The organism is Antribacter gilvus (assembly GCF_003946865.1).
Classification (GTDB): Bacteria; Actinomycetota; Actinomycetes; order Actinomycetales; family Cellulomonadaceae; genus Antribacter; species Antribacter gilvus.
This window is the reverse complement of sequence record NZ_QXTH01000007.1, coordinates 286085-311054: the sequence shown is the minus strand read 5'-3', so window position 1 is coordinate 311054 and position 24970 is coordinate 286085. Positions and strand designations below refer to the sequence as shown.

General features: G+C 73.4%; 21 protein-coding genes. 16 read left to right on the top strand and 5 right to left on the bottom strand.

Going from position 1 to position 24970, the window contains the following annotated elements; translation table 11 throughout:
* The first annotated feature begins 1699 nt into the window (after nucleotides 1-1699).
* The 16 genes from D1350_RS14265 to D1350_RS14190 all read left to right on the top strand — a co-directional run bounded on the left by D1350_RS14265 (nucleotide 1700) and on the right by D1350_RS14190 (nucleotide 19179).
* Nucleotides 1700-2713 (top strand): tetratricopeptide repeat protein, encoded by a 1014-nt coding sequence (locus tag D1350_RS14265; protein WP_206074540.1) that lies wholly within the window; start codon nucleotides 1700-1702, stop codon nucleotides 2711-2713.
* On the top strand, nucleotides 2710-3765 hold the full coding sequence (locus tag D1350_RS14260) for an HAD-IIA family hydrolase (RefSeq protein WP_125776670.1): 1056 nt from the start codon (nucleotides 2710-2712) through the stop codon (nucleotides 3763-3765). The genes D1350_RS14265 and D1350_RS14260 overlap by 4 nt, the downstream gene beginning before the upstream one ends.
* Nucleotides 3762-3824 carry a hypothetical protein gene (locus D1350_RS24920; RefSeq protein ID WP_125776709.1) on the top strand — a complete coding sequence of 21 codons (63 nt, stop codon included), beginning with the start codon at nucleotides 3762-3764 and terminating at the stop codon, nucleotides 3822-3824. Before D1350_RS14260 ends, D1350_RS24920 begins: the two co-directional genes overlap by 4 nt.
* Nucleotides 3825-3862: 38 nt before the next feature.
* On the top strand, nucleotides 3863-4051 hold the full coding sequence (locus D1350_RS14250) for a hypothetical protein (RefSeq protein WP_125776669.1): 189 nt from the start codon (nucleotides 3863-3865) through the stop codon (nucleotides 4049-4051).
* 5 nt (nucleotides 4052-4056) lie between these two features.
* Nucleotides 4057-4983, top strand: coding sequence for a TlyA family RNA methyltransferase (locus D1350_RS14245; RefSeq protein ID WP_125776668.1), 927 nt, complete (start codon nucleotides 4057-4059; stop codon nucleotides 4981-4983).
* Nucleotides 4980-5939 (top strand): NAD kinase, encoded by a 960-nt coding sequence (locus D1350_RS14240; protein WP_125776667.1) that lies wholly within the window; start codon nucleotides 4980-4982, stop codon nucleotides 5937-5939. The genes D1350_RS14245 and D1350_RS14240 overlap by 4 nt, the downstream gene beginning before the upstream one ends.
* Nucleotide 5940: 1 nt before the next feature.
* Nucleotides 5941-7725 (top strand): DNA repair protein RecN, encoded by a 1785-nt coding sequence (locus tag D1350_RS14235; protein WP_125776666.1) that lies wholly within the window; start codon nucleotides 5941-5943, stop codon nucleotides 7723-7725.
* A 6-nt stretch (nucleotides 7726-7731) separates the two neighbouring features.
* The gene (gene steA / locus D1350_RS14230) at nucleotides 7732-8937 is read left to right on the top strand and encodes a putative cytokinetic ring protein SteA (RefSeq protein WP_125776665.1); all 1206 of its coding nucleotides are present in this window, start codon (nucleotides 7732-7734) and stop codon (nucleotides 8935-8937) included.
* 89 nt (nucleotides 8938-9026) lie between these two features.
* The gene (locus D1350_RS14225; RefSeq protein ID WP_164545173.1) at nucleotides 9027-10010 is read left to right on the top strand and encodes a copper transporter; all 984 of its coding nucleotides are present in this window, start codon (nucleotides 9027-9029) and stop codon (nucleotides 10008-10010) included.
* A gap of 40 nt (nucleotides 10011-10050) precedes the next feature.
* Nucleotides 10051-10902: a hypothetical protein gene (locus D1350_RS14220; protein WP_125776663.1), complete on the top strand. Its 852-nt coding sequence runs from the start codon at nucleotides 10051-10053 to the stop codon at nucleotides 10900-10902.
* 2 nt (nucleotides 10903-10904) lie between these two features.
* Complete coding sequence (murJ, locus tag D1350_RS14215) at nucleotides 10905-12653, top strand: murein biosynthesis integral membrane protein MurJ (protein WP_240644103.1); 1749 nt, start codon at nucleotides 10905-10907, stop codon at nucleotides 12651-12653.
* Between the two features lie 128 nt (nucleotides 12654-12781).
* Nucleotides 12782-14461, top strand: coding sequence for a CTP synthase (locus D1350_RS14210; protein WP_125776662.1), 1680 nt, complete (start codon nucleotides 12782-12784; stop codon nucleotides 14459-14461).
* A gap of 2 nt (nucleotides 14462-14463) precedes the next feature.
* A complete protein-coding gene (locus tag D1350_RS14205) occupies nucleotides 14464-15258 on the top strand; it encodes an NUDIX hydrolase (protein WP_338068175.1) in 795 nt (264 codons plus the stop codon).
* 143 nt (nucleotides 15259-15401) lie between these two features.
* Nucleotides 15402-16190: a DUF4230 domain-containing protein gene (locus D1350_RS14200; RefSeq protein WP_206074539.1), complete on the top strand. Its 789-nt coding sequence runs from the start codon at nucleotides 15402-15404 to the stop codon at nucleotides 16188-16190.
* Nucleotides 16191-16297: 107 nt separating this feature from the next.
* Nucleotides 16298-17248 (top strand): hypothetical protein, encoded by a 951-nt coding sequence (locus D1350_RS14195; protein WP_240644101.1) that lies wholly within the window; start codon nucleotides 16298-16300, stop codon nucleotides 17246-17248.
* Between the two features lie 215 nt (nucleotides 17249-17463).
* On the top strand, nucleotides 17464-19179 hold the full coding sequence (locus D1350_RS14190) for a hypothetical protein (protein WP_125776661.1): 1716 nt from the start codon (nucleotides 17464-17466) through the stop codon (nucleotides 19177-19179).
* A gap of 92 nt (nucleotides 19180-19271) precedes the next feature.
* Here D1350_RS14190 and lgt read toward each other — a convergent pair whose 3' ends face one another.
* From lgt to D1350_RS14165, 5 genes are all read right to left on the bottom strand, one after another.
* Entirely contained in the window at nucleotides 19272-20174 is a 903-nt protein-coding gene (gene lgt / locus D1350_RS14185; protein WP_125776660.1) for a prolipoprotein diacylglyceryl transferase, read from the bottom strand.
* Between the two features lie 119 nt (nucleotides 20175-20293).
* Nucleotides 20294-21229 (bottom strand): COX15/CtaA family protein, encoded by a 936-nt coding sequence (locus D1350_RS14180; RefSeq protein WP_240644100.1) that lies wholly within the window; start codon nucleotides 21227-21229, stop codon nucleotides 20294-20296.
* Nucleotides 21230-21323: 94 nt separating this feature from the next.
* Complete coding sequence (locus D1350_RS14175) at nucleotides 21324-22844, bottom strand: S8 family serine peptidase (protein ID WP_240644099.1); 1521 nt, start codon at nucleotides 22842-22844, stop codon at nucleotides 21324-21326.
* 133 nt (nucleotides 22845-22977) lie between these two features.
* The gene (locus tag D1350_RS14170) at nucleotides 22978-23781 is read right to left on the bottom strand and encodes an ABC transporter permease (protein WP_125776659.1); all 804 of its coding nucleotides are present in this window, start codon (nucleotides 23779-23781) and stop codon (nucleotides 22978-22980) included.
* Complete coding sequence (locus D1350_RS14165) at nucleotides 23778-24815, bottom strand: ABC transporter ATP-binding protein (protein WP_125776658.1); 1038 nt, start codon at nucleotides 24813-24815, stop codon at nucleotides 23778-23780. Before D1350_RS14165 ends, D1350_RS14170 begins: the two co-directional genes overlap by 4 nt.
* Nucleotides 24816-24970 lie beyond the last annotated feature (155 nt).

Here is a 24970-nt window from a genome sequence, read left to right as displayed (position 1 = left end):
ACAGCGCCGATGGTACTGCCCTGGAGACGGGGTGGGAGAGTAGGACGCCGCCGGACACCCTTCACACGAAGACCCGCACCCACCAGGGTGCGGGTCTTCGTGCATTCCAGCACTAGTTCACCACGGACGTCACACCCCACGACCGCAGAGCGCACCGTCTTTGCGAGCTCCGGCGTGGGAGAATGGACCCGTATCTGCCGTCGAAGGGAACACCGTGAACGATTCGCCCCGTGAGCAGGGCAAGGAGCGCGAGGGCGAGCGCTCGTCCGAGGGTTACAACCGCACGTCACGTGGGGGTGAGGCCCGTCGTGACGGTGGATTCCGTCGAGATGGTGCGCCCCGACAGGACGGCCGCGGTGGTGACCGTTCGGCGCGTCCCTACGGCGACCGTTCCGAGCGTCCCGCTGGCGACCGTCCCCAGGGTTCTGGTGAGCGTCGGCCTTATGGCGACCGTCCGCAGCGTGACGGTGACCGTCCTGCTCGTTCGTATGGTGACCGCCCGACGGGCGGTTCTGGCGAGCGTCGTTCCTACGGTGACCGTCCGACCGGCGGTTCCGGTGAGCGTCGGCCTTATGGCGACCGTCCCCAGGGTTCTGGTGAGCGTCCCGCTCGTTCATATGGTGACCGTCCGACCGGCGGTTCCGGTGAGCGTCGGCCTTATGGTGACCGTCCCCAGGGTTCTGGTGACCGTCCTGCTCGTTCGTTCGGTGACCGTCCGACCGGCGGTTCCGGTGAGCGTCGGCCTTATGGCGACCGTCCCCAGGGTTCTGGTGACCGCCCCACTCGTTCGTACGGTGACCGCCCGACGGGCGGCTCTGGCGAGCGTCGTCCCTACGGTGACCGCCCCCAGGGTTCTGGTGACCGGCCGGCCCGTTCGTATGGTGACCGCCCGACCGGCGGTTCCGGTGAGCGTCGTCCCTACGGTGACCGCCCCCAGGGTTCTGGTGACCGGCCGGCCCGTTCGTATGGTGACCGCCCGACCGGCGGCTCCGGCGAGCGTCGTCCCTACGGTGACCGCCCGACCGGCGGTTCTGGTGAGCGTCGGCCTTATGGTGACCGCCCGCAGCGTGATGGTGACCGTCCCGCTCGTTCGTTCGGTGACCGCCCGACCGGCGGCTCTGGCGAGCGTCGTCCCTACGGCGACCGCCCGCAGCGTGATGGTGACCGTCCCGCTCGTTCGTTCGGTGACCGCCCGACCGGCGGTTCCGGCGAGCGTCGGCCCTACGGTGACCGGCCCCAGCGCGACGAGCGCCGTCCGGACGACCGTCCCCGTCGTTTCGAGGACCGTGGCGGCGACCGCCCCGCGCGTCCCTTCGGTGACCGCCCGCAGCGCGACAGCGGCGGCAGCGACCGTCGTTTCGAGGACCGCATCCCGCGTGCCGGGAATCGTTCGGAGCGTCGCGCGGCCGGTGATCGTCCGGCATCCAGCGGCGAGAGCCGCTCCAGCGACCGTCCGGCCCGTTCGTTCGGGGACCGCCCCAGCGGCGGTTCCGGTGAGCGTCGTCCCTACGGCGATCGCCCCCAGCGTGATGGCGAGCGCCGTTCATTCGGTGATCGTCCGGAGCGTTCGGCCACAGGCGCACGCCCTCAGCGTGACGGCGACCGCCCGGCCCGTTCGTTCGGCGACCGCCCGCAGCGTGACGGCGACCGGCAGTTCGAGGACCGGCCGCGCCCCGCCGAGGATCGTGCCTCCGAGCGCGTGCCCGAGCCGGAGATCGCGGAGGATGCGTCGTTCAGCCAGCTCGACAAGGACGCCCGTGGGCGCCTGCGCGGTCTGAGCAAGGACAACGCTGAGCAGGTGGGCCTTCACCTGGTGATGGCCGGTCGCCTGCTCGACGTGAACCCCGAGCTGGCCTACGAGCACGCCCAGGCGGCTGTCCGCCGAGGCGGCCGTGTCGACATCGTGCGCGAGGCCGCGGGTATCGCCGCCTACCACACGGGCCGGTTCGCCGAGGCGCTGCGAGAGCTGCGCACCGTGCGTCGGCTCAACGGCTCGTCGGAGCACCTGCCGCTCATGGCCGACGCCGAGCGCGGCCTTGGTCGACCCGAGCGAGCAATCGCTCTGGCGGCGTCCGACGAGGCCTCGACCCTGGATGCGGTCGGGCGGACGGAGCTCGCGATCGTCGTCAGCGGCGCGCGCGCCGACCTCGGTGACCACGACGCTGCCCTCGCCGTCCTGGACAAGATCCCGGCGAGCGATGCCCAGGGTGACCTGCGCCTCCGCGTCCTCCAGGCTCGAGCCGTCGCGCTCGAGGCGGCCGGGCGAGGGGACGAGGCGTCTGCCCTGCTCGCCACGGTCAACCCGAAGGACCTCGAGCGTGCCATCGGTGCGACGGCTCCCGATGAGGAGGTCGTCGTCTACGACGTGTATGACGAGGACGCCGATCTGGGCGAAGAGGACGACGAGCCGGCAGAGGACGACGAGGACGACGAGCCGGCAGAGGACGACGAGGACGAGGACGCGGAGGACGAAGAGTCCGCCGACTCCCCGGACAGCGCCGACTCCGCCGACTCCGCCGACAGCGCCGACTCCCCGGATTCCCCGGACAGCGCCGACTCGGCCGACAGCGCAGACAGCGCCGACCCTGAGGACGACGAGGACGACGAGTCCAACCCGTCCGACTCCGACTCCGACCCTGAGGCCGACGAGGACGACGACTCCGAGGTGACGACGGACGAGGCCACGAAGGACGCCCCTGGGGCGTCCGCGTGACCGCGGGTCTCCTTGCGAGCGCAGCCCCGCTCGCGGAGGCCTTCGACCTGGCGCTCGTGGATCTCGACGGCGTGGCCTACAAGGGCCACCTGCCGATCGAGCACGCGGCGGCCGGGCTGGCGGCCGCGCGCGAGCGGGGCATGCGTCTGGTCTTCGTGACCAACAACGCCTCGCGTGAGCCGGAGGACGTCGCGGGTCAGCTCAGCGAGCTCGATATCCCGACGGTCCCGGACGAGGTCATGACCGCGGCCCAGGCGTGTGCGGCTCTGCTGCGCACACGCCTGGAGCCGGGCGCGAAGGTCCTCGTCGTGGGCGGCAAGGGCCTCGTGACCGCGGTGACCGCTGCAGGTTTCGAGGTGGTCGCGTCCGCGGACGACAAGCCCGTCGCCGTGGCGCAGGGCTACTCGCCCGACCTCGGCTGGGTCCACCTCGCCGAGGCCGCCTACGCGGTGCAGCGCGGGGCGTGGCACGTGGCGAGCAACCTTGACCTGTCGCTCCCGACGGCCCGCGGGTTCGCCCCGGGCAACGGCTCCCTCGTGGGGGCCGTCGTCGCGGCGACGGGCGTGCAGCCGTCGAGCGCGGGAAAACCGTCGCCCACGATGTACCACCTTGCGGTCGAGCGGGCGGGCGCGGAACGTCCGCTCGTCATCGGCGACCGTCTCGACACGGACCTCGCCGGCGCGCGCGAGGGCGGTTATCCCGGCCTGCACGTGCTGACCGGGGTCTCCACGGCGCGCGACGCGGTGCTCGCGGAACCGGGCCTGCGGCCCACGTTCCTCGCGGCGGACCTTCGCGCGCTCCTCGAGCCGCACCCCGCGCCCGTCCTTGATGAGGGCTGGTGGGTCTGCGGCGAGGCCGCGGCCAAGGTGTCCGACGGCGGTCTCCGCCTGGGCGGTCGGCCCGCCTCGGGCCGGTCTGCTCGTGGTGCGGCTGCGCCGGACGGGCACGGCGCCGGGATCGACCTGGTCCGGGTGGCGTGCGCGGCAGCGTGGGCGGCCGTTGACGCGGGCGAGCCGCTCGATCCGGCGACCGTGCCGGAGCTGGTCGCCTGAGCTTCTCAGGCGCCCCGGCGACGTCCGGCTCGGTGTCGGTTACGGCGGGTACGGTGTGAGCGGGCATCGGCCCGAGCAGGACGAACCGGAGGTAACGATGACGCAGGAGACTCCCGGGGCGGTGACGCCCGCGGTGCTGGCCCCCGCCGACCCCGAGTCGGCGGTCCGTGACGCCTTGGGGCTGCTCGACGGCCTCGAGGACGTGCCGCCGGCCGACCACGTGGCCCGCTTCGAAGCGGTCCACGACGCGCTGCGCGCGCAGCTGAGCGGTGACTCCGGACGGTGAATCTCGTGACAGGAACGACAGGCGACGCCTCGTCGAGCGCTACGGCGCGCGTCGACGCCGAGCTGGTGCGCCGGGGCCTTGCCCGGTCCCGCAAGCATGCGGCGGAGCTGGTAGCCGCGGGACTCGTCGTCGCGGACGGGCGGGCCGTGACCAAGCCGTCGGTCTCCGTGCCGACGGCTGCCGTGATCGACGTCGCGGGCGGGGAGTTCTCGGAGTTCGAGTACGCGTCCCGTGCGGGCCTCAAGCTCGCGGGCGCTCTCGACGCCTTGGACGCGCTGCCCGCCGGTGACGGCGCGCGCCTCACGGTCGCCGGCTCGTGGTCCGTGGACCTCGGCGCCTCGACCGGCGGGTTCACGGACGTGCTGCTGCGCCGAGGCGCGGAGCACGTGGTCGCCATCGACGTGGGACACGACCAGATCGTCCCGCAGCTGCGCGAGGACCCCCGGGTGACCGTGGTCGAGGGCTTCAACGTGCGTGACCTCGGCCCGGACGACCTCGAGCGAGTTCCGGACGTCGTCGTCGCGGACCTGTCGTTCATCTCCCTCGTCAAGGTGCTGCCTGCGGTCGTCGGGGTCTCCGGGCCGCGCACGCACGCGCTGCTGCTGGTGAAGCCACAGTTCGAGGTGGGGCGCGAGCGCCTCGGCTCGGGCGGCGTCGTCCGCGACCCGGCTCTGCGCCACGACGCGGTCCGCTCGGTGGCGCGGGCCGCCGAGGAGGCCGGGCTGCGCGTCCGGGCGGTCGTGCCGAGCCCGCTCCCGGGGCCGCACGGCAACCGCGAGTTCTTCCTCTGGCTGACGCCTGGCGAGGGTGCGCCCGTCGGCGACGCCGCGCTGGACACCGCGATCTCCGAGGCGGTGGGCTGGGACCCGGACGTGGCCGCCCAGGCCACGCCCCCGGCCGTCGTCGTGCAGCCTGACCGGGGGCCCGCGTGAGCCGCCGCGTCCTGATCGTCACGCACGGCGGGCGGCCGCAGGCCGTCGCGGCGCTGCACGAGGCGGTCAAGGAGCTCACGTCGGCGGGCTTCGACGTGACGCTGCACGACGACGACCTGGCGGAAGACTTCGGCAACCACATGTCGGCGGCCCGCGCCCGCGAGGGCGTGACCGAGGCCGAGGTGGTCATGGTGCTCGGCGGCGACGGCACGATCCTGCGCGCCGCGGAGCTCACGCGCGGCACGGACGTGCCGCTGCTGGGCGTGAACCTCGGGCACGTGGGGTTCCTCGCGGAGTCGGAGCGGGAGGACCTGCACCTCGCGGTGCGTCGACTCGCGGACCGCGACTACGTGGTCGAGGAGCGCGCCGTCGTGGACGTGGCCGTGCACCTGCCCGGCCAGGACGAGCCCGTGACCGGGTGGGCGCTCAACGAGGCCACCGTGGAGAAGGCCAGCCGCGAGCGGATGCTCGAGGTCGTCGTGGGGGTGGACGGGCGGCCCCTGTCGTCCTTCGGCTGCGACGGCGTGGTGATGTCCACGGCGACCGGCTCCACCGCGCACGCGTTCTCCGCAGGCGGGCCCGTGATGTGGCCGGACGTGGACGCGGTGCTGCTCGTGCCGCTGTCGGCGCACGCGCTGTTCGCGCGCCCGCTCGTCATCGGTCCGCGATCGACGTTCACCGTCGAGATCCGCGAGCACAGCGCGGCCTCGGGCGTCCTGACCTGCGACGGTCGGCGGAGCATCGACCTGCCGCCCGGCTCGCGGGTCGTGGTGCGGCGGGGGGACGTGCCGCTGCGGCTCGCGCGGCTGTCGACGGCGCCGTTCACGGACCGGCTGGTGTCCAAGTTCAGCCTGCCGGTCACGGGTTGGCGCGACCGGCTCCCGCAGGCGGTACGGTCTGAGCCACGCGGCGTGCCCGTGCCCGGTGGGGCGCGCGGCGACGAGACGAAGGAGTGAGGTGCTCGAGGAGATCGCGATCGAGAACCTGGGCGTCATCCGTTCGGCCCGGGTCCCGCTGTCCGACGGCCTGACCGTCATCACGGGCGAGACCGGCGCGGGCAAGACGATGGTGCTGACAGGTCTCAACCTGCTCATGGGCGGCAAGGCCGACCCGCGCTCGGTGCGCCCCGGTGCTACGGGGGCCGCCGTCGAGGGCCGGGTCCGTGTCGCAGGGCGTAGCGAGGTGCTGCAACGCGTCGAGGAGGCCGGCGGCGAGGTCGAGGACGACGGCACCGTCGTGATCCTGCGGACCGTCGCCGACGGCCGGTCGCGCGCGCACCTCGGCGGGCGCAGCGTGCCGCAGGGCGTGCTGGCCGACATGGCCGACGACCTGTTCACCGTGCACGGCCAGTCCGACCAGCTGCGGCTCCGCACGCCCGCGAAGCAGCGGGAGGCGCTCGACACGTTCGCCGGGCCCGAGCACCAACGCGTGCTGGAGCGGTACCGCGCGGCGTGGAGCGAGCGCAGCGGACTCCTCGCCGAGATCGCCGACCTCACGACGAAGAGCGCCGAGCGTGCCCGCGAGGTGGAGCTGCTGCGGATCGGGCTGGACGAGATCGAGCGCGTCGACCCGCAGACGGGGGAGGACGCCGACCTGGCGGCGGTCGTCGAGCGGCTGTCGAACGCCGAGGCGCTCCGGATGGCGGCGCAGGAGGCCCACGAGGCGGTCGCGGGGGAGGACGCCGACGGGGCGCGTGAGAACGCGATCGCCCTCGTCGAGCGCGCCCGTCGCGCGCTGGACACGGCGGCGCACTCCGACCCGGCGCTGGGCGCCCTCGCGGTGCGGTTCGCCGAGGTGGGCTACCTGCTGGCCGACGTCGCGACGGACGTCGCGGTGTACGTGGACGACCTGCAGGCCGACCCGGCCGCTCTCGAGGCGGCGCACCAGCGTCTCGCGGCGCTCAACGGCCTCACCCGGAGCTACGGCGACACCATCGACGAGGTGCTGCAGTGGGCGAGCGACGCCGGCCTGCGCCTGCTCGACCTGGACGACGGCGGCGACCGGCTCCGCTCCATGTCCGAGCGCACGCACGAGCTCGACGCCGAGCTGGCCCGCCTGGGGGACGCCCTCTCGCAGGGGCGCCGGCAGGCGGCCTCCGCACTGGCGGAGGCGGTGACCGAGGAGCTGCACGGCCTCGCCATGGGCGGGGCGCACCTCGTGGTGACGGTCGACGACGCCGAGGCCCTGGGGCCGTTCGGCGCCGACCAGGTGACGTTCCTGCTGGTGCCGCACCCCGGCGCGCCGGAGCGACCGCTCGGCAAGGGTGCGTCGGGCGGTGAGCTCTCGCGCGTGATGCTGGCTCTCGAGGTGGCGCTGGCGACGGCGGCCAACGATCGGAGCGCCAGCGCCCGCCAGGGGGCCGACGACGGCGCGGGCGCCCACGGGGACAGGGCCGCCCTGCGGCGCACCTTCGTCTTCGACGAGGTCGACGCGGGCGTCGGCGGCCGGGCAGCGGTCGAGGTGGGCCGCCGGCTCGCCACCCTGGGTCGCAGCACCCAGGTGGTCGTCGTCACGCACCTCGCGCAGGTCGCGGCGTTCGCCGACGCGCACGTGGTGGTGACGAAGTCCACCGACGGCGGGGCCGAGGAACCGGACGGCATGATCACCGTGACGGGCGTGCGCCAGGTCACGGGTGACGAGCGGGTGCGCGAGCTGGCGCGGATGCTCTCCGGTCAGGAGAACTCGGAGACGGCCCGGCAGCACGCGCTCGAGCTCATCGAGTCGTCTGTCGTGGGACGATAGGTCCCGATGAAGCTCACCCTGTCACGTCCCGACCGACGCAGCGAGCGTCGGGTCGAACCCGAGGACTCCGCGTCGACGACGCGCGGCCCGGCGCGTGTCGGTGCCCGCACCAAGGAGCTGACGGCGCGCATCCGGCCGGGTGACGTCGCGGTCATCGACCACGTCGACATCGACCGGGTAGCAGCCGACGCGCTCGTTGCCGCGCGGCCGGTCGCCGTGCTGAACGCTGCTCGTTCCACGTCCGGCCGGTACCCGAACACCGGTCCGGGGATCCTTCTCGAGGCCGGGATCGTCCTCGTGGACGACCTCGGCCCCGGGATCATGTCGGTGCCCGACGGCACGCAGCTGGAGATCGCCGAGGCCGAGGTGCTCGTGGGCGGCGAGGCGCTCGCCAGCGGCGAGCTGCAGACTGCCGAGTCCGTCGCCGCGAGCGCCGCCGCAGCCCGGGAAGGCTTGTCCGCCGAGATCGAGCGGTTCGCCGAGAACACGATGACGTACCTGCGCCGTGAGCGGGACCTCCTGCTCGACGGTGTGGGCGTGCCCGACATCCGGACGTCGATCGCGGGCCGGCACGTGCTGATCGTGGTGCGCGGCTACCACTACCGCGAGGACCTGGCGATGCTCCGGTCCTACATCAAGGAGAACCGGCCGGTCCTCATCGGCGTGGACGGTGGTGCGGACGCGATCATCGACGCCGGCTGGAAGCCCGACATGATCGTGGGCGACATGGACTCGGTGTCGGACCGCGCGCTGTCGAGCGGGGCCGAGATCGTGGTCCACGCCTACCGCGACGGCAAGGCTCCGGGCCTCGACCGGGTCCGTGACCTCGGCGTCGAGCCCGTGGTGTTCCCCGCGACGGGTACGAGCGAAGACATCACGATGCTGCTGGCCGACGACAAGGGCGCCGAGCTCATCGTGGCGGTCGGCACCCACGCGACGCTGGTGGAGTTCCTCGACAAGGGGCGCGCCGGCATGGCTTCGACGTTCCTCACCCGCCTGCGTGTGGGTGGCAAGCTCGTCGACGCCAAGGGCGTCTCCCGGCTCTACCGGACGCGCATCTCGAACTGGCAGCTGACTCTGCTGTCGCTCGCGGGCCTCGCCGCCGTCCTGGCGGCTCTGTGGTCCTCCTCCCTGGGTCAGACGGTGTTCGGCATCGTCGCCGCCCGCATCGACGACCTGGTCTCCTGGGTCGGCTTGCTCTTCGGCGGCTAGCGCCGCTCACCCTGTCCGAACCGCCCCCTGTCCGAACTGTCCCCGCCGCACGCACCGTCGGCGCACGCCCCGAAGGACTCCCGCCCCTCGTGATCGACTTCCGGTATCACCTCGTCTCTCTCATCTCGGTGTTCCTCGCCCTTGCCGTCGGGATCATCCTCGGCGCAGGCCCTCTCCAGGGGTCGATCGGCGAGCTCGCCGAGGAGCAGGTGGACCAGCTGCGGGACGAGCGCAACGCCTACCGTGACCAGCTCGAGTCGGCCCAGGAGCAGCTCGACGAGGACGACAGGTTCGTCGAGGCCGCCGGTGGTCAGCTTCTCGCGGGCCGTCTCGAGGGTCAGCGGGTGGCGGTGCTGGAGCTGGGCGAGGTGAGCGACGAGGTCCACGACGGCGTCGTCGACCAGATCGTCGCGGCGGGCGGGGAGGTCGTCGCCGACGGGTCTCTCACCGAGGTCTGGTACAGCCCCGACGAGGCGTCGATGCGCCGCACCCTCGCCGCCGGGTTCCGGGAGACGTTCGGGGACGGCGTGCCGGACGGCACCACCCCCCCGCTCGCCGCGGCCCTCGCCATCGCTCTCACGGGCGGTACGGACGGTACCCGCAGCGAGGAGGCGATCGACCTCGAGAACCAGCTGGAGCAGCTCAAGTTCCTCGAGGTCGGCGCCGAGCAGACGGAGGGCGCGGACGCCGTGGTGCTGCTCGCGGCGCCGCTGCGGGAGCCGGAACCGGCTGCGGAGACCACCGAGGAGGACGCGGAGACGCCAACCTCCGTATGGACCAGCGTCGCGGCGACACTCCAGGATCGTGGCGTCTCCGTGGTGCTCGCGGGGCCGGCGGAGGTCGCCACGGACGTCGTGACCGCCGTGCGCGCCGACGAGGCGATCGCACGGAAGGTGACCACGGTGAGCGGTGTCGCCCGGTCGGTGGGGCGCATCACGGTGCCCCTCGCGGTCGCCGCGACGCTCGGCGGGGTCTCGGGCCACTTCGGGCTGGAGGACGGCGGCACGGCGCTGCCTCCCGTGGTGGAGCTCCCGGCCGACGGGCAGACGCCCCCCGCGGGCGACGCAGGCTGAACCGGCGGGCCACAGGCCCGGGCGACGGAAGGGGACACGCGTGGGCGTGGTCAGGTTCATCGTGGCGGCGGGGGTCGCCGCCGGGGCCACCGTGGGGACGCGGCGCGTGCTCGACGCGCTCGCGGACGACGGCGAGCGCTGGACGCGCACCAACCACCGGGGGGAGCCCATCAGCCTGCTGGAGGGCCCCGCCGTCGCGGCAGGCCTGCTCGCGGGGACGCTGGCCGCGGGCGGGCCGGCGCCTGGCGCCACCGTGCTCGGCACCGCGAGCGCCGCGGTGTTCGGCGTGATCGACGACCTCGCCGAGGACACCACGGTCCGCACCAAGGGCCTGCGTGGTCACCTGGGCGCGCTGGCGCAGGGGCGCGTGACGACGGGCGCGCTGAAGATCCTCGGCATCCCGGCGACCGCCCTGGTCGCGGCTGCGGTCGGCACCGAGCGGCGCGGCGGGGCTCTCGGCCACCTGGTCGACGTGGGCGTCAACGGCGCCCTGATCGCCGGGACCGCGAACCTGCTCAACCTGTTCGACCTCCGGCCAGGCCGGGCCCTCAAGGCGGGCGTCGTCGCGAGCCTGCCGCTCGTGCTCGGGCCGACCGGCGCGGGGACCGGTGCGGTGCTGGGTGCCGCGGTGGCCGCAGCCCCGGGCGACCTGGGGGAGCGCGACATGCTGGGCGACGGTGGCGCCAACGCCCTCGGTGCCCTCGTCGGGAGCCAGATCGCCTTCGGCGCGCCTCGTGCGGTGCGCCTCGCCGCGCTGGCGGCCGTCGTCGGTCTTACTCTCACGTCCGAGCGGGTGAGCTTCTCGAAGGTCATCGCGGAGACGCCGTGGCTCAGCAAGGTCGACCTGTGGGGCCGCCGGCAGGCGCCGCCGGCCCCCGCCCCGAAGAGCTGACCGTGGGAGCCTCACGCCGCACCCAGACGCTCGTGGGGGCGGCGCTGCTCGTCACGGTCGTCACCCTGGCGAGCCGGGTGGTGGGCTTCGGCCGGTGGCTGGCGCAGGGTGCCTTCCTCGGGACCGGCGGCGTCGACGCACCGTTCAACACCGCGAACCTGCTGCCCAACGTGCTTTTCGAGGTCGCTGCGGGTGGTGCGCTCGCGGGGGCCGTGGTGCCCCTGCTGGCCGGGCCGCTGAGCCGGGCGGCGTTCACGTCGGAGGGGACGGAGAAGTCCCGTCAGGACGCGTCGCGTATCGCGTCGGCCCTGCTGGGCTGGACCCTCGTCGTGCTCGTGCCGCTGGCGGCCTTGCTCGCCCTGCTGGCGCGTCCGGTGGTCGGCCTCCTCGGGCTGGACGACCCGCTCCTGGAGGACGTGGCCACAGGCTTCCTCCGCGTCTTCGCGGTGCAGGTGCCGCTGTACGGGATCGCGGTGGTGCTCGGTGGTGTCCTGCAGGCGCACAAGCGCTTCTTCTGGCCGGCGTTCGCCCCGCTGCTCTCCAGCCTGGTGGTCATCGGTGTGTACGGCGGCTTCCGGGTGCTCGCGGAGGGGAACGCGCAGGACGTCGCCCGGCTGAGCGGCGCGGCGCTCGACTGGCTCGCCTGGGGTACGACGGCGGGGGTCGCGTTCCTCGCGCTGCCGTTGCTGGTGCCGGTCTGGCGCACCGGGATCAGGCTGCGGCCGACGCTCCGGTTCCCGGCGGGGGAGGGCCGCCGGGCCTCGCGGCTGGCGTTCGCCGGTGTCGGCGCCCTGGTGGCGCAGCAGCTCTCCGCGCTGCTCGTCATGCGTGCCGCGAACCTCGCAGGACCGGACGGGACGTTCACGATCTACCTCTACGCCCAGCAGGTGTATCTGCTGCCGTTCGCCGTGCTGGCGTTCCCGATCGCCACGAGCGCGTTCCCCCGCTTCGCGGAGCACGCGGCCGCTCGCCGCTACGACGCCCTGCACGACCTCGTCGCGAGGACCACGCGTACCCTGCTGCTCGTGGTGGGGGCAGGTGTCGCCGCGCTGATCGCCGCCGCACCGGCTGTGGAGGCGGTGTTCAACCTCGTGGTGGACGGCGGAGACGCCCCCGGGCTCGCGGCCGGGCTGTCGTGGCTCGCGCCGGGGCTCTTCGGGTACGCGCTGATCCTGCACCTGTCGCGAGCGCTCTACGTCGTCGACCACGGACGCGCGGCGGTGACCGCGACGGCCGCGGGCTGGGGCGTCGTCGCCGTCGGAGCGGTCCTGGTCCCCGTGGTGATCGGTGCCGAGCGCCCGGATCCCGGGTCCGTCGCCTTCGCCGACCGGGTGCCCGACGTCCTGGCGGCGCTCGGTGCCGTGGGAACGGCGGGCATGGTGGTGGCGGGGGCCGGCCTGCTCCTGGCGGTGCGGCGGCACCTCGGACCGGGGGCCTTGCGCGGAACCCCGAAAGTCTTGGCCGGGCTCGCTGTCGGGGCCGCCGCCGGTGCAGTGGTGGGACGCGCCGTCGCCGTCGCTCTCACCGCGTTGGTGCCGGCGCGGCAGGTCGTTGTCGCAGCCGACCAGCGTCCTGGGGTGCCCTTCGACCTCGGGGCGTTCTTCGGTGCGATCGGGGCGGCCCTCCTCGCCGGTCTTGTCGCCGCGGCGGTCGTGCTGGCCGTGGCGGTCCTGCTGGACCGGGACCTGCGCACCCGGGTGAGCTCCGGCGTCGGGCGGATCGTGGCGCGGACCGGGCGCCCGCCCCGGTAGGCGCCCCGAGCGGCACTCCGCGCCCTCGTGGCGCAGACTGGCGAGTGACGTAGGTCGCTGTCCGCAACCTCGTGCTGTGCTGGTTCCCACAGCGCCGGGGCGCTGCAACTCGGTTAGGATGGAGTTCCGTGGTCGATCACCAGAACAGACTCCAGTCTCGCTCCCAGACACGCGGCGGTTCCTCGCCGACAAAGCACATCTTCGTCACCGGGGGTGTCGCGTCGTCTCTGGGTAAGGGTCTGACGGCATCCTCGCTCGGACGCCTCCTGCGCTCCCGCGGCCTCCGCGTCACCATGCAGAAGCTCGACCCGTACCTGAACGTGGACCCGGGCACCATGAACCCGTTCCAGCACGGCGAGGTCTTCGTCACCGAGGACGGCGCCGAGACGGACCTGGACATCGGCCACTACGAGCGCTTCCTCGACGTGGAGCTGCCGGCGTCGTCCAACGTGACCACCGGTCAGGTCTACTCGCAGGTGATCGCCAAGGAGCGTCGCGGCGAGTACCTGGGCGACACGGTGCAGGTCATCCCGCACATCACGGACGAGATCAAGTCGCGCATGCGCGCCGAGGCCGGCGACGACGTGGACGTGATCATCACGGAGATCGGCGGCACGGTGGGCGACATCGAGTCGCAGCCGTTCCTCGAGTCCGCGCGTCAGGTGCGGCACGAGCTGGGCCGCGACAACGTCTTCTTCCTGCACGTCTCGCTCGTGCCGTACATCGGCCCGTCCGGCGAGCTGAAGACCAAGCCCACGCAGCACTCCGTGGCCGCGCTCCGCTCGATCGGCATCCAGCCCGACGCGATCGTGCTCCGCGCCGACCGCGAGGTCCCGGAGCCGGTGAAGCGCAAGATCGCGCTCATGTGCGACGTCGACAACGAGGCGGTCGTCAACGCCGTCGACGCGCCGAGCATCTACGACATCCCGCGCGTGCTGCACTCCGAGGGCCTCGACGCCTACGTGGTGCGCCGCCTCGCGGTGCCGTTCCACGACGTGGACTGGGACGGCTGGGCACAGCTCCTCGAGCGTGTGCACGAGCCCGAGCACAACGTCGAGGTCGCGCTCGTCGGCAAGTACATCGACCTGCCGGACGCTTACCTGTCGGTCACCGAGGCGCTGCGCGCCGGCGGCTTCGCGAACGACACCAAGGTGGCGATCCGCTGGGTCGCGGCCGACGACTGCAAGACCCCCGAGGGTGCCCAGCGCTCCCTCGAGGGCGTGGACGCGGTGCTCGTGCCCGGCGGCTTCGGCGTGCGCGGCATCGACGGCAAGGTCGGCGCCCTGCGCTGGTCCCGCGAGAACCTGGTGCCCACGCTGGGTATCTGCCTGGGCCTGCAGTCCATGGTGATCGAGTACGCGCGCAACGTGCTGGGCTGGGAGGACGCGTCGTCCACCGAGTTCCACCCCGAGTCGGAGCACCCGGTCGTGGCCACCATGGCCGAGCAGCTCGCGATCGTGGGCGGCGAGGGCGACCTCGGCGGCACCATGCGCCTCGGCTCGTACGACGCCCAGCTGGCGGCCGGCTCCGTCGCGGCCAAGACCTACGGCACCGAGCGCGTCTCCGAGCGGCACCGCCACCGCTACGAGGTGAACAACGCGTTCCGTCCCGCTCTCGAGGAGGCCGGGCTGGTCATCTCGGGCACGTCGCCCGACTCGTCGCTCGTCGAGTTCGTCGAGCTGCCCGCCGAGACGCACCCGTACTACGTGTCCACGCAGGCGCACCCCGAGTTCAAGTCGCGCCCCACGCGCGCGCACCCGCTGTTCGCGGGCCTCATCGCGGCCGCTCTCGAGCGCCAGGCCGGCTGACGGTGGGAGAGCAACCGATCCCGGCCGCGGGCACGACGGCGCCGGTCGAGACACCGCCCGACGAGTCACCCGAGGTCGCTGAGTCGCCCGAGGTCACAGCGAAGGCCACCGGCGAGGTGCCTGTGCAGGTGGCGGCCGAGGTGTCGCGCCCGCAGCCGGCTGCCCCGCCGCGACGCGGGAAGATCGTCGACACGATCGCCCCGCGCCCGTCCCGCCGCCTCGCCGTCCCGTTCCAGGGTCGCATCGTCGACGTCATCACCGACGAGGTCGACCTCGGCACCGCTGGTGTCGTCCGCCGGGAGTACGTGTCGCACCCCGGTGCGGTCGCCGTCGTGGCGCTCGACGACCAGGACCGCGTCCTGCTCGTGCGCCAGTACCGGCACCCCGTCGGCGCGGTCCTGTGGGAGCTGCCCGCAGGGCTCCTGGACGTCGACGGCGAGGAGCCGCACGTCGCCGCGGTGCGCGAGCTGGTCGAGGAGGCCGACGTCATGGGCGCCACCTGGAACGTCCTCGCCGACCTGCTGCCCACGCCGGGCGGCAGCAACGAGGCCATCCGCGTGTACCTGGTCCGCGACCTGGCCCCGGTGCCCGAGGACGAGCGGCACGTGCGGGAGGCCGAGGAGGCCGAGATGGTGGTGGTCCCGGTGCCGCTCGAGGAGGCGGTGCAGCTCGCCCTCGCGGGCAAGCTCCACAACGCCGCGGCGGTGACCGGCATCCTCGCGGCCGCGATCGGGCAGGCGTCGTCGTGGACCACGCTCCGGCCGGTCGACGCGCACTGGGGCTTCCGCCGCCGCTGACGGCGCGTGCCGCGCCGCTGTCCTGTTCCGCGGGACGGCGGCGGCCCCGTCCCCTCGGACGACGGCAGCGTGGCCCGGACGCGAGTGTCGGTGACAGGCACTAGCGTGTGCCCCGCAGACAAACTCCCGGAAATGGGGCAGACGTGGCGGACGACAACGACCGGACGACGGAGCGGATCGAGCGGCCCCGGGTCGCGGGCCAGCCCCGCGGCCGAGCCGAGGCCGAAGCGATCCAGGAGGCCAGGTCGGGCGACCGTTTCCGCTGGCGCACGTTGCTGACGGCGTTCATCGGGACGGTGGCCGGCCTGGTGCTCGTCGTGGCCATCGGGCTGGGTGTCCTGTGGGCCTTCAAGGACGAGATCACGTCGGCGCTCAACCCGTTCGCCACGGAGACGGTCGACCGCTCGACACCGCCGGTGCTGCTCAGCATCAAGGACCTCGCGCGCTTCGTGGCCGCGGAGGGCAACTACGAGGTGGTGGTCGACCTCGAGGAGGACACCCGCTACGTGCCCGACTGGCTCGCCGGCGAGCGCACCCTGTTCATCGCGCACGGCTCGGTCGAGTCGTACGTGGACTTCCGGCAGATCACCGAGGACGACATCACGATCTCCGAGGACGGGACCGCCGTCGAGCTGGTGCTGCCCCGCCCGGAGCTCGCAGAGCCGCGCCTCGACCTCGAGCGCAGCCGGGCCATCTCGGAGGATCGTGGCCTCATCAACCGGTTGAACGACTTCTTCGGGGGCGACAACGACTCGCGCCAGGAGGTCCTGGCGAAGGCCGAGGAGATGCTCGGCGAGGCAGCCGGGTCCAGCGATCTCGAGGACCGGGCCGAGGAGAACACCCGGAAGACGCTCGCCGGGATGCTGACGTCGCTCGGTTTCGAGACGGTCACCGTGACCTACGAGGGCGACGAGATCTCCCCGGGCGACTGACGCCGCCGTCGGACAGACCGGGTGAACTCGGACGGAACACCGGCGTGCCACGGTTTCGGAGGCGGTCGCGTCATTTTGGTGCTATGGAGTTCCGCTAGTCTTCGCGCGTGACAGATTCCGACGTGCTCCCCAACGTGTCCTCCCTGCCCGCGTGGCTCGTCCCGTCCGTCTACCTGAACTGGACAGACGACTGGCTGCGCGAGTCCGTGGCGATCGCCACCCGTAGCCCCGAGCACCGCCTGCCGGGCGGGGCAGACGGGCCCCAGCGCGGTGACGTCGTCGTCACCGTCGTGGGCGCGGAACCCGGCATCGTCGCCGCGGTCGAGCTCATGGGCGCCTCGAAGGGGGAGGACTGGGTCTCGGACGAGCTGTTCGGCCCGGACCGCCCCGTCATCTGGGACGACCTCTTCACCGGTGCCACCGCCTACGCGCGCTCGTCCGGCTGGCTGCCCCAGGAGCACGCGCGCCTCGTGCTCGACGGCATCGCGCACCAGTTCAAGCACGGCTCCACCGGCACCCTCGAGGCCGGCGAGTGCGAGTCCGGGCCCCTGTCGCCGAACCTGCACGCGCTGCGCCTCCTGTCGCACCGCCAGATCGCCGGCTGGGACCTGCGCCGCGAGGAGCGCTGCGCCACGTGCGAGCGGTTCGTGGACGTCTCCACCCTGCGCGCGCACGACGACGGCGCCGTCCGCGCCGCCCTCGAGGGCGTCACCGAGCGGTCGCTCCAGCAGCTCATCAGCGACACCTACCTCATCTGCGAGCCGTGCCACGAGCTGCTCCACCCGCACTCCGTCGCCTCGCAGCGTGCCCGGATGCGCCCGCAGTGCCCCGCGTGCGGCGCTCGCGGGAACACCAAGCGCATCGTCTGGGGCATGAAGATGGGCGACGTGCCCATGGAGCCCGAGGTCGTCTACGGGGGCTTCGACGTGCCCGTGCCGACGCCCGAGTGGTACTGCCCCGAGTGCCACGCGAACTTCGCGACGGGCGCCGTCGCCTCGCGCGCGCTGGGCGACCGCCCGGCCGACGTGGTCGCGGACGTCTGGCAGCCGGAGATCTGACCGGTCCCTACCCGGGTACGGCCACGGCGTGAGCTCCTCGCGGAGCTCACGCCGTCGCCATGCTCCGTGGTGGTGCGGTGCGCGGACGCGGTGATGGGATGGATGCTGAACGCTGTTCACCCGGCGAACAGGTATCGCGGCGCAGCCGCGGCAGTCCCTCCTGTGCGACGGGGCGCAACGTCGCACCCCGCGCGACTCGTACAGGGGGATGACCGATGGACGATGTCCTGAGGGTGCTCACACCCGAGAACCGTGAGCTGCTGCGTCTGCGGGACGAGGGGCTGCGGCGGGTGGACCGGTTCGACTACGTCCCCTGGCGGCGGCCGTGCGTCGTGCGCGTGCTGGTGGTCGCTGACGGGCTGGACTTCGACCCGGGGAACGGCTCCGGGTTGTCCACGTTCGTGTCGGTGCTGCTGGACAGCCTGACCGTGCGGTTCGAGGTGACCCTCGCGCACCTGCAGTCCGCGGCCGGGGCTCAGATGTACGACTCCGAGACCCGGATCGCCCGGCGGATCAGCCCGTTCGCGTTCGACAAGGCGGACCAGTTCGCTCCGGACATGTACGACGTCGTGTTCCTGTTCGGCATCGCCGAGCGCCTCTTCAGTCGCGGGACGGCCCCGAACGGTTCGTCCTATCCCACGGACCGGCTCGCGGACACCGAGCTGGCGGTGATCGAGGAGTTCGAGAACGGCGGCGGCGGGCTGTTCGCCACGGGCGACCACGGCGCGCTGGGCAAGTACATGGGGGCGGCCCTGCCGAGGGCGCGCGACATGCGGCTGTGGAGCTCGACGTCGGGTGACAGGGCGACCGACGAGGTGTCGATGAGGGGGGCGCGCCGCAACGACACGAACCGGAACGGCGCGAGCCCCGGCTCGCAGTTCGACGACCAGTCGGACGACCTTCCGCAGACCATCGAGCCACGCATGTACTCGGTGAGCAGCGGCCTGTTCCGGTACCGCTTCCCGCACCCCCTGCTGTGCGGGCCGCGCGGCGTCATCACCGTCATGCCGGACCACCCGCACGAGGGCGAGTGCAAGGTCCCCGCGAACCCCGACCTGAACCTGGCGTCCGGGCCCGAGTTCCCGCCCGCCGTCGACGGCGGATCCCGCCCGCTGCCCGAGGTGATCTCGAGCAACCGGGTGCTCGCCGGGACGACGTCAGGCGACAAGGACCCGACCGTGCCGCACACGTTCGGCGGCATCAGCGCCTACGACGGGCACCGGGCCGGCATCGGCCGGGTCGTGACCGACGCGACGTGGCACCACTTCGTGAACGTCAACCTGACGGGGATCCCGACCCACCTCGACCCCGTGAAGAGCCGCGGGTTCCTCGCGTCGGCTGCCGGGCAGGAGCACCTGGCCGACATCAAGGCGTACTACCGGAACCTGGCGACGTGGCTGTCCCGGCCGGCGAACCTCCGGTGCATGCGCTCGAAGCTCCTCCTCAACACCCTGCTCTCCGACCGGGTGCTGGAGGCCGTGCTCACGACCCGGCACGTCGGCATCGAGAAGCTCGGGCCGCAGGTGCTGTGGCTCATCGGGAAGCACGCGCAGGACGCGATGGGCCAGTACGTGAGCCGGTGCCAGACGCGCCGGCTCGTCATCGACCTGGTACGGGTGCGGCTCATCCGGATCTTCCCCGAGATCGACCCGTGGGAGTTCCGCCCGGAGTCGCAGCGGCTCAAGGGAGCCCAGTTCGCGGAGGAGCCCGCCGAGACGATCCGCTGGGCAGACGCCGACCACCTGCTCACCGTCGCGCTGGGCGCGGCGCTCGTGCGGCTCAGCGAGAAGGTCGGGGACGACCCGGGGGAGCTGAACGAGAAGGAGCTGGACGAGATCCTGGAGTCCGGCGCGAACGAGGGCCTCGACGCGGCACTCGGCGACCTGCGGGAAGTCCTGGCGGACCTGGCCCAGCGGGTGGAGCAGCTGTAGTCACGGGAGACGGCGCCTGGTCTGCGCCGACGCTATGCAGCGTCGGCGCAGGCCAGGCGCCGTCTCTAGCGCGGCCTCGACCCCGTGCCCAGCTAGCCGGCCGTCGGCTCGTCCGCCGTCGTGGGCTTCTCAGCCACGGGCTCCTCTGTCGCCGGCTCTTCCGTCCCCGGCTCCGTCTCCGGCTCTTCCGCCCGGCGGCGCTGGACGAGGAACAGCCCGAGCCCGAGCAGGACCACCACGCCGGACACCACCACGTTGGCGGGCAGGCCGAGGTACTGGTCGCTCGTCGGGTCGATGCGGAGCAGCTCGAGCCACGCGCGGCCCAGGCCGTACCAGACGAGATAGAGGCCGAACAGTCTGCCGTGCCGCAGCGTGAACCGGCGGTCCAGGGCGACGAGCAGCGCGGCGCCCACCAGGTTCCAGAGCATCTCGTACAGGAACAGCGGGTGGAACAGCGTCCCCTCGGGGGTGCCTGCGGGGAACATGCCCGCAGCCGGGTCGATCTGCAGGCCCCAGGGGAGCGTCGTCGGGCCGCCGAAGAGCTCGTGGTTCCAGTAGTTCCCCATCCGGCCGATCGCCTGCGCCACCAGCATGCCGGGGGCGAGCGCGTCGGCGAAGGCCCAGAACCCGATCCCCGCCCGCCGGCAGCCGATCCAGGCGCCGACCGCGCCGCCGAGCAGCGACCCGTAGAGGGCGTTGCCGCCGTCCCAGATCCGCACCACGTCGAGGGGGTCGGCCCCGGGGTAGAAGTAGTCGCTGGTGTGGGTGAGCACGTGGTAGATCCGTGCCCCCACGATGCCGAGGGGTACTGCCCACATGACGACGTCCAGCACGGCGCCCTCGGGTGCGCCCCGGCGGGTGAGACGCCGGTCCGTGATGAAGGCGGCCGCGGCGATGCCGGCGAGAAGCCACAGGGCGTAGACGTGGATGGTCAGCGGGCCGAGGTGGATGGCGTTCCAGTCCAACGGAGGGCTGGGGATCGCGGTGGAGAGCACGGCGGGGGCCTCTCGAGGGCTCGTGGGGTGCGGTCGCGGGCGGACCGCCGTCGGACACCCTAGACCGCGACGGGCGGTCCGGGCGCTTCGCCGTCACGCTGCGCCGCGCACCGCCCGGCTCAGCGCGTGCGCGTCGTCAGCACCACCCGCGTGGTGCCCGCGATGAGCAGCGCCGCGCCGAGCATGTGCAGGCCCACGAGCAGGATCGGCAGGCCGGTGAAGTACTGCACGTAGCCGATCGCCCCCTGGAGCAGGGTGATCCCCAGCAGCACCCAGGCGGCACGGCGCACCGGCGCGAGGTCGAGGCCCGGGCCGGTGGCAGCAGCCGGGCGCACCGAGACCAGGAGCGTGACCAGGGCGACCAGGAACGCCCACACCGACGCGGCGTGCCACTTCGACATCAGCGCGGGGTCCACCGCGAGGCGGTAGCCCACCGTCGCGTCACCCGAGTGGGGGCCCGCGCCCGTGGTGATCACGCCGAGCACCACGACAACCACCGTGAGGGCTCCGAGGACCCACGCGAGCGCCCGCACCCGCGGTCCGACCAGCGGGACCGGGGCACCGTCGCCCTCGGGCCAGCGGTGCACCAGGTAGAGCGAGATCGCCACGAGCAGGCCGGACAGGACGAAGTGCAGCGACACCAGGCCCGGGTGCAGCTCCAGGTGTACGAGGATCCCACCGAGCAGCGCCTGCACCGCGACGAGGGCGAGCGGGACGAAGCCGAGGCGGCGGAACGCCGCCGAGCGGCCCGGAGCGGTCCACACCAGCACCGCGACCGCCAGCGCGAAGAACGAGACCACCCCGGTCAGCGTCCGGTTCCCGAACTCGATGTACTGGTGGTAGCTCGTCTCGGGGTGGATCACGGCCGTGAACTGGCCGGGCTCGCAGTACGGCCACGTGGAGCAGCCCAGGCCCGACTCCGTCAGCCGCACGGCGCCGCCGGTCACGATGATGCCGATCTGCGCCACCAGGTTCGCGACCAGGACCGCCGGGGTCCAGCGGCGGAGGCGCGCGAGGCGGTCGGTGGCAGGTTCGGCAAGGGCGCTCGCAGTCACGCCCTCCACGGTAGTGCCCGACGCCGGTCGCTCGTCCCGGGCGAGCACCTCACCAGGTGTGATTCTCGCCCGGGCGAGCGGCCGGCGTCGGCGGTCAGCAGGCGCCCAGGTCCTGCCAGACGCCCCACTGGCCTGTGGTGCCGGGCGTCTCGCCGGTGGTCCACCACTTGGCGCGGTAGGCCTTGCCGGCGTGGGTGACGCGGTCGTCGAGCACGTAGACGGCCGCCGCGGACCACGCCGGGTAGGCGCAGGTGCCGGGCTGGGTCGGGGTCGGGGTCGGGGTGGGCGTGGGCCGGGGCGTGGGGGACGTCGTCGGCGTGGGGCTCGGTGCGGCCGTGCCGCCGACCCGCAGCAGGAGGTTCGGCGAGCCGGTGCCGGCGTTGGTGACGACGTCGCGCGTGGCGCTCGCCACGAGCTCCGCCTTCACCTGCGCGGGCGTCCAGGCGGGGTGCGCGGCGAGGACGAGCGCGGCGGCACCGACGACGTGCGGGGTCGCCATGGACGTGCCGCTCTTCGTGGCGGTCGCGGTGTCGCTCGCGATCCCGGCGGACAGGATCGAGCTGCCGGGCGCGAACAGCTTGACGCACGTGCCGATGTTGGAGAACGACGACCGGGCGTCCGTGCTGGTCGTGGAGCCGGTGGTGAGGACGGCGGACAGACGACCGGGGGACTTCGTGCAGGCGTCGAGCCCCGAGTCGTTGCCTGCGGAGGCGGCGAACGAGATGCCGTCGGCGATCGCGCGGGTCACGGCGTCCTCCTTCGCCTGGGAGATGCTGCTCCCGCCGATGCTCAGGTTCGCGACGGCGGGCGTCCCGGCGGCGTGGTGCGCGGTCATCCAGTCGATGCCCGCGACGGTGTCGGAGGTGTAGCCCGAGCCGGCGCAGTCCAGGACGCGGATGGCGACGATCCGCACTCCCTTCGCCACGCCGTAGGTGGAGCCGCCGATCGTCCCGGCGACGTGGGTCCCGTGCCCGGAGCAGTCGTCGGCGACGGCGTCGTCGTCCACGAGGTCCGTGCCCGAGACGGCGCGACCGCCGAACTGGGCGTGCGTGGTGCGCACCCCGCTGTCGATGACGTAGGCGGTGACGCCGGACCCGTTGACGGGGTAGGCGTAGCGGCCGTCGAGGGGGAGCGCGGCCTGGTCGACCCGGTCCAGGCCCCAGGTTCCCGCGGGGTCCTGCACCGCGGTGGGGACGACGACGTCGGCGTGGACCACGGTGTCCTGCTCGACGTACGCGACGGCGGGGTCGGCGGCGAGCTTGCGGGCCTGCGCCGGCGTCATCCTCGCCTCGAAGCCGCGCAGCGCGTGCTGGAACGTGCGGCCCGGCGTGGCGCCGTAGCGGTTGCCCAGGCCGCGGGACTGGCCGACGACGTCGGTGGTGTCCTCGAGGACGACGATCCAGCGGTCGGCGACACCGTCCTCGCCGGCGGGGCGGAAGGCCGGGACGCCGGCTGACCGGGTGAGCGGGTCGTCGTCGGACGGGGCTGCTGCGCCGGGTGAGGCGGCGGCTGCCGCGGCGACGGTCGACAACGCCATCGCGGCGACCACCGCGGCAGCGGTCCGGGCGAGGCCACGGCGGCGGGGAACACGGTCGGGGGGTGTGCTGCGGTGCACGGGCGGAGCCTCCGGAAGTCAGCGCCCGGCGTCGTCGCACGGGCTGGTGTCCGCGGAGTCTAGGAACGGACAGGCCGAATTGGCGAGGAGCCCTGACAATTGTGTGGGATCCCCGTACGCCCGGTGGGCGACGTCAGTGCCAGCGGAAGAGCTTGCTGGCGCCCCAGCCGAGCGCGGCCGTCCAGCCGAGCAGCACGACGACGGAGAACGCCGGCACCGTCCCCTCGAGCAGGGCCCCGCGCATGGCCTCGCCGAGCGCGCCCGACGGCAGCAGCACCGCGAGGTGCGCGAGCGGCGCCGCCAGCTCCCCGGCGGGGAGCAGCACGCCGCCACCCACGAGCAGCAGCACGAGCAGCAGGTTCGCCACCGCGAGGACGCCCTCGGCGCGCAGCGTCCCCGCCAGCAGGAGGGCGAGGGCGGTGAACGCGGCGGTGCCCAGCAGCGTCACGCCCACGACGGCGGGCAGGCCGGCGAGCGCCGGACGCCACCCGAGGGCGAGCGCCACGCCGGCGATGACCACGACCTGCACCACCTCGACGGCGAGGACGCCCAGCACCTTGCCCGCGAGCAGACCGCCACGGCCCAGCGGCGTGGTGGCGAGGAGGCGCAGCACGCCGTTGCGCCGGTCGAACGCGGTGGCGATGGCCTGGGACGTGAACGCCGTGGACATCACGGCGAGCGCCAGGACGCCCGGGGTCACGAAGTCGACGCGCGACCAGCCCTGGGTGTCGAGGTCGAGGAACGACGTGCGGACGAGCCCGACCAGCACCAGCACCGGCAGCACGATCGTGACGAGCAGCTGCTCGCCGTTGCGCAGGATCGCCCGGGTCTCGAACGAGGCCTGGGCGGCGATGCGCCGCCAGGCGGGGGCGGCGCGGTCCTCGCCCGACGCCGGAGGCTCGGCCGGGTGCACCGTCCCGGGCTGCGTCGTGGTCATCGCAGGTGCCTTCCGGTGAGATCGAGGAACACGTCCTCCAGGGTGCGGCCGGTGCCCCGCCCGGTGGTCACGGACCGGGCGAGGACGCCCTGGTCGGCGAGCCACGCGGCGACGGCCTCGACGGCACGCGGGTCCACGGGGCCGGTCACGGTGTACGTGCCGTCCGCCCCGGCGACCACCGACCAGGGCGAGGTGTCCGCGGGAGGTGCGTCACCGGCGTCGGGCACAGGGCTGCCGGGCTTGGCCGCGCCGCCTGGCTGGGCTGCGGCGTGCGGGAGAGCCGCCAGGGCCTTGGCCAGCGGCTCCGTCTCCAGGCCCGGCGTCGCCTCCACGAGGACCGTGGCCGGCGCGTCCGCGGCGTCGCCGCCGTCGGCGAGGAGGTCCGCGACCGTGCCGGACGCGATGACGCGGCCGTGGTCCACCACGTGGACGAGGTCGGCGAGGTCCTGTGCCTCGTCCATGAGGTGGGTGGTGAGGACGATGGCGACACCGTCGGCCCGGAGCTCGCGGACCAGGTCCCAGACCGCTCGGCGGCTCTGCGGGTCCATGCCGGCGCTGGGCTCGTCGAGGAACACGACCTCGGGGCGGCCGACCACGGCGGCGGCGAGGGCCAGGCGCTGGCGCTGGCCGCCGGACAGGCGGCGCACGGTGGTGCGGGCGAACGAGTCGAGGCCGAGCCGCGCGGACAGCTCCGCGACGTCGCGGGGGCGGGCGTACATCGACGCGACGTGCCGCAGCATCTCCAGGGCGCGCACGCCGGTGGGGAGGCCGCCGTCCTGCAGCATCACGCCCACGCGGGGGCGGAGGCGGCGGGCGTCGGCGACGGGGTCGAGGCCGAGGACGCGGACGGTCCCGGCGTCGGGGGCGCGCAGTCCTTCGCAGCACTCGACTGTGGTGGTCTTGCCGGCGCCGTTGGGTCCGAGCACCGCGGTCACGGCGCCGGGGCGGGCCACGAGATCGAGGTGGTCGACGACGGCCCGGCCGTCGTAGCGCTTGACGAGGCCGCGCACCTCGAGCGCGGGGGAGGCAGGCACCGTGCCATCGTAGGCGCGAGGGAGTGCCCGCCCTGAGGAGGCCCGGGCCGGACGGGTGTGATCTTGTGCAGATCTGGCCTGAGTGAGGCTCGCCTTCCTTGCGCATCGGGAATTAGGGAACAAGGATGTTCCTTAAACCTACGGAGTCCCGGGTA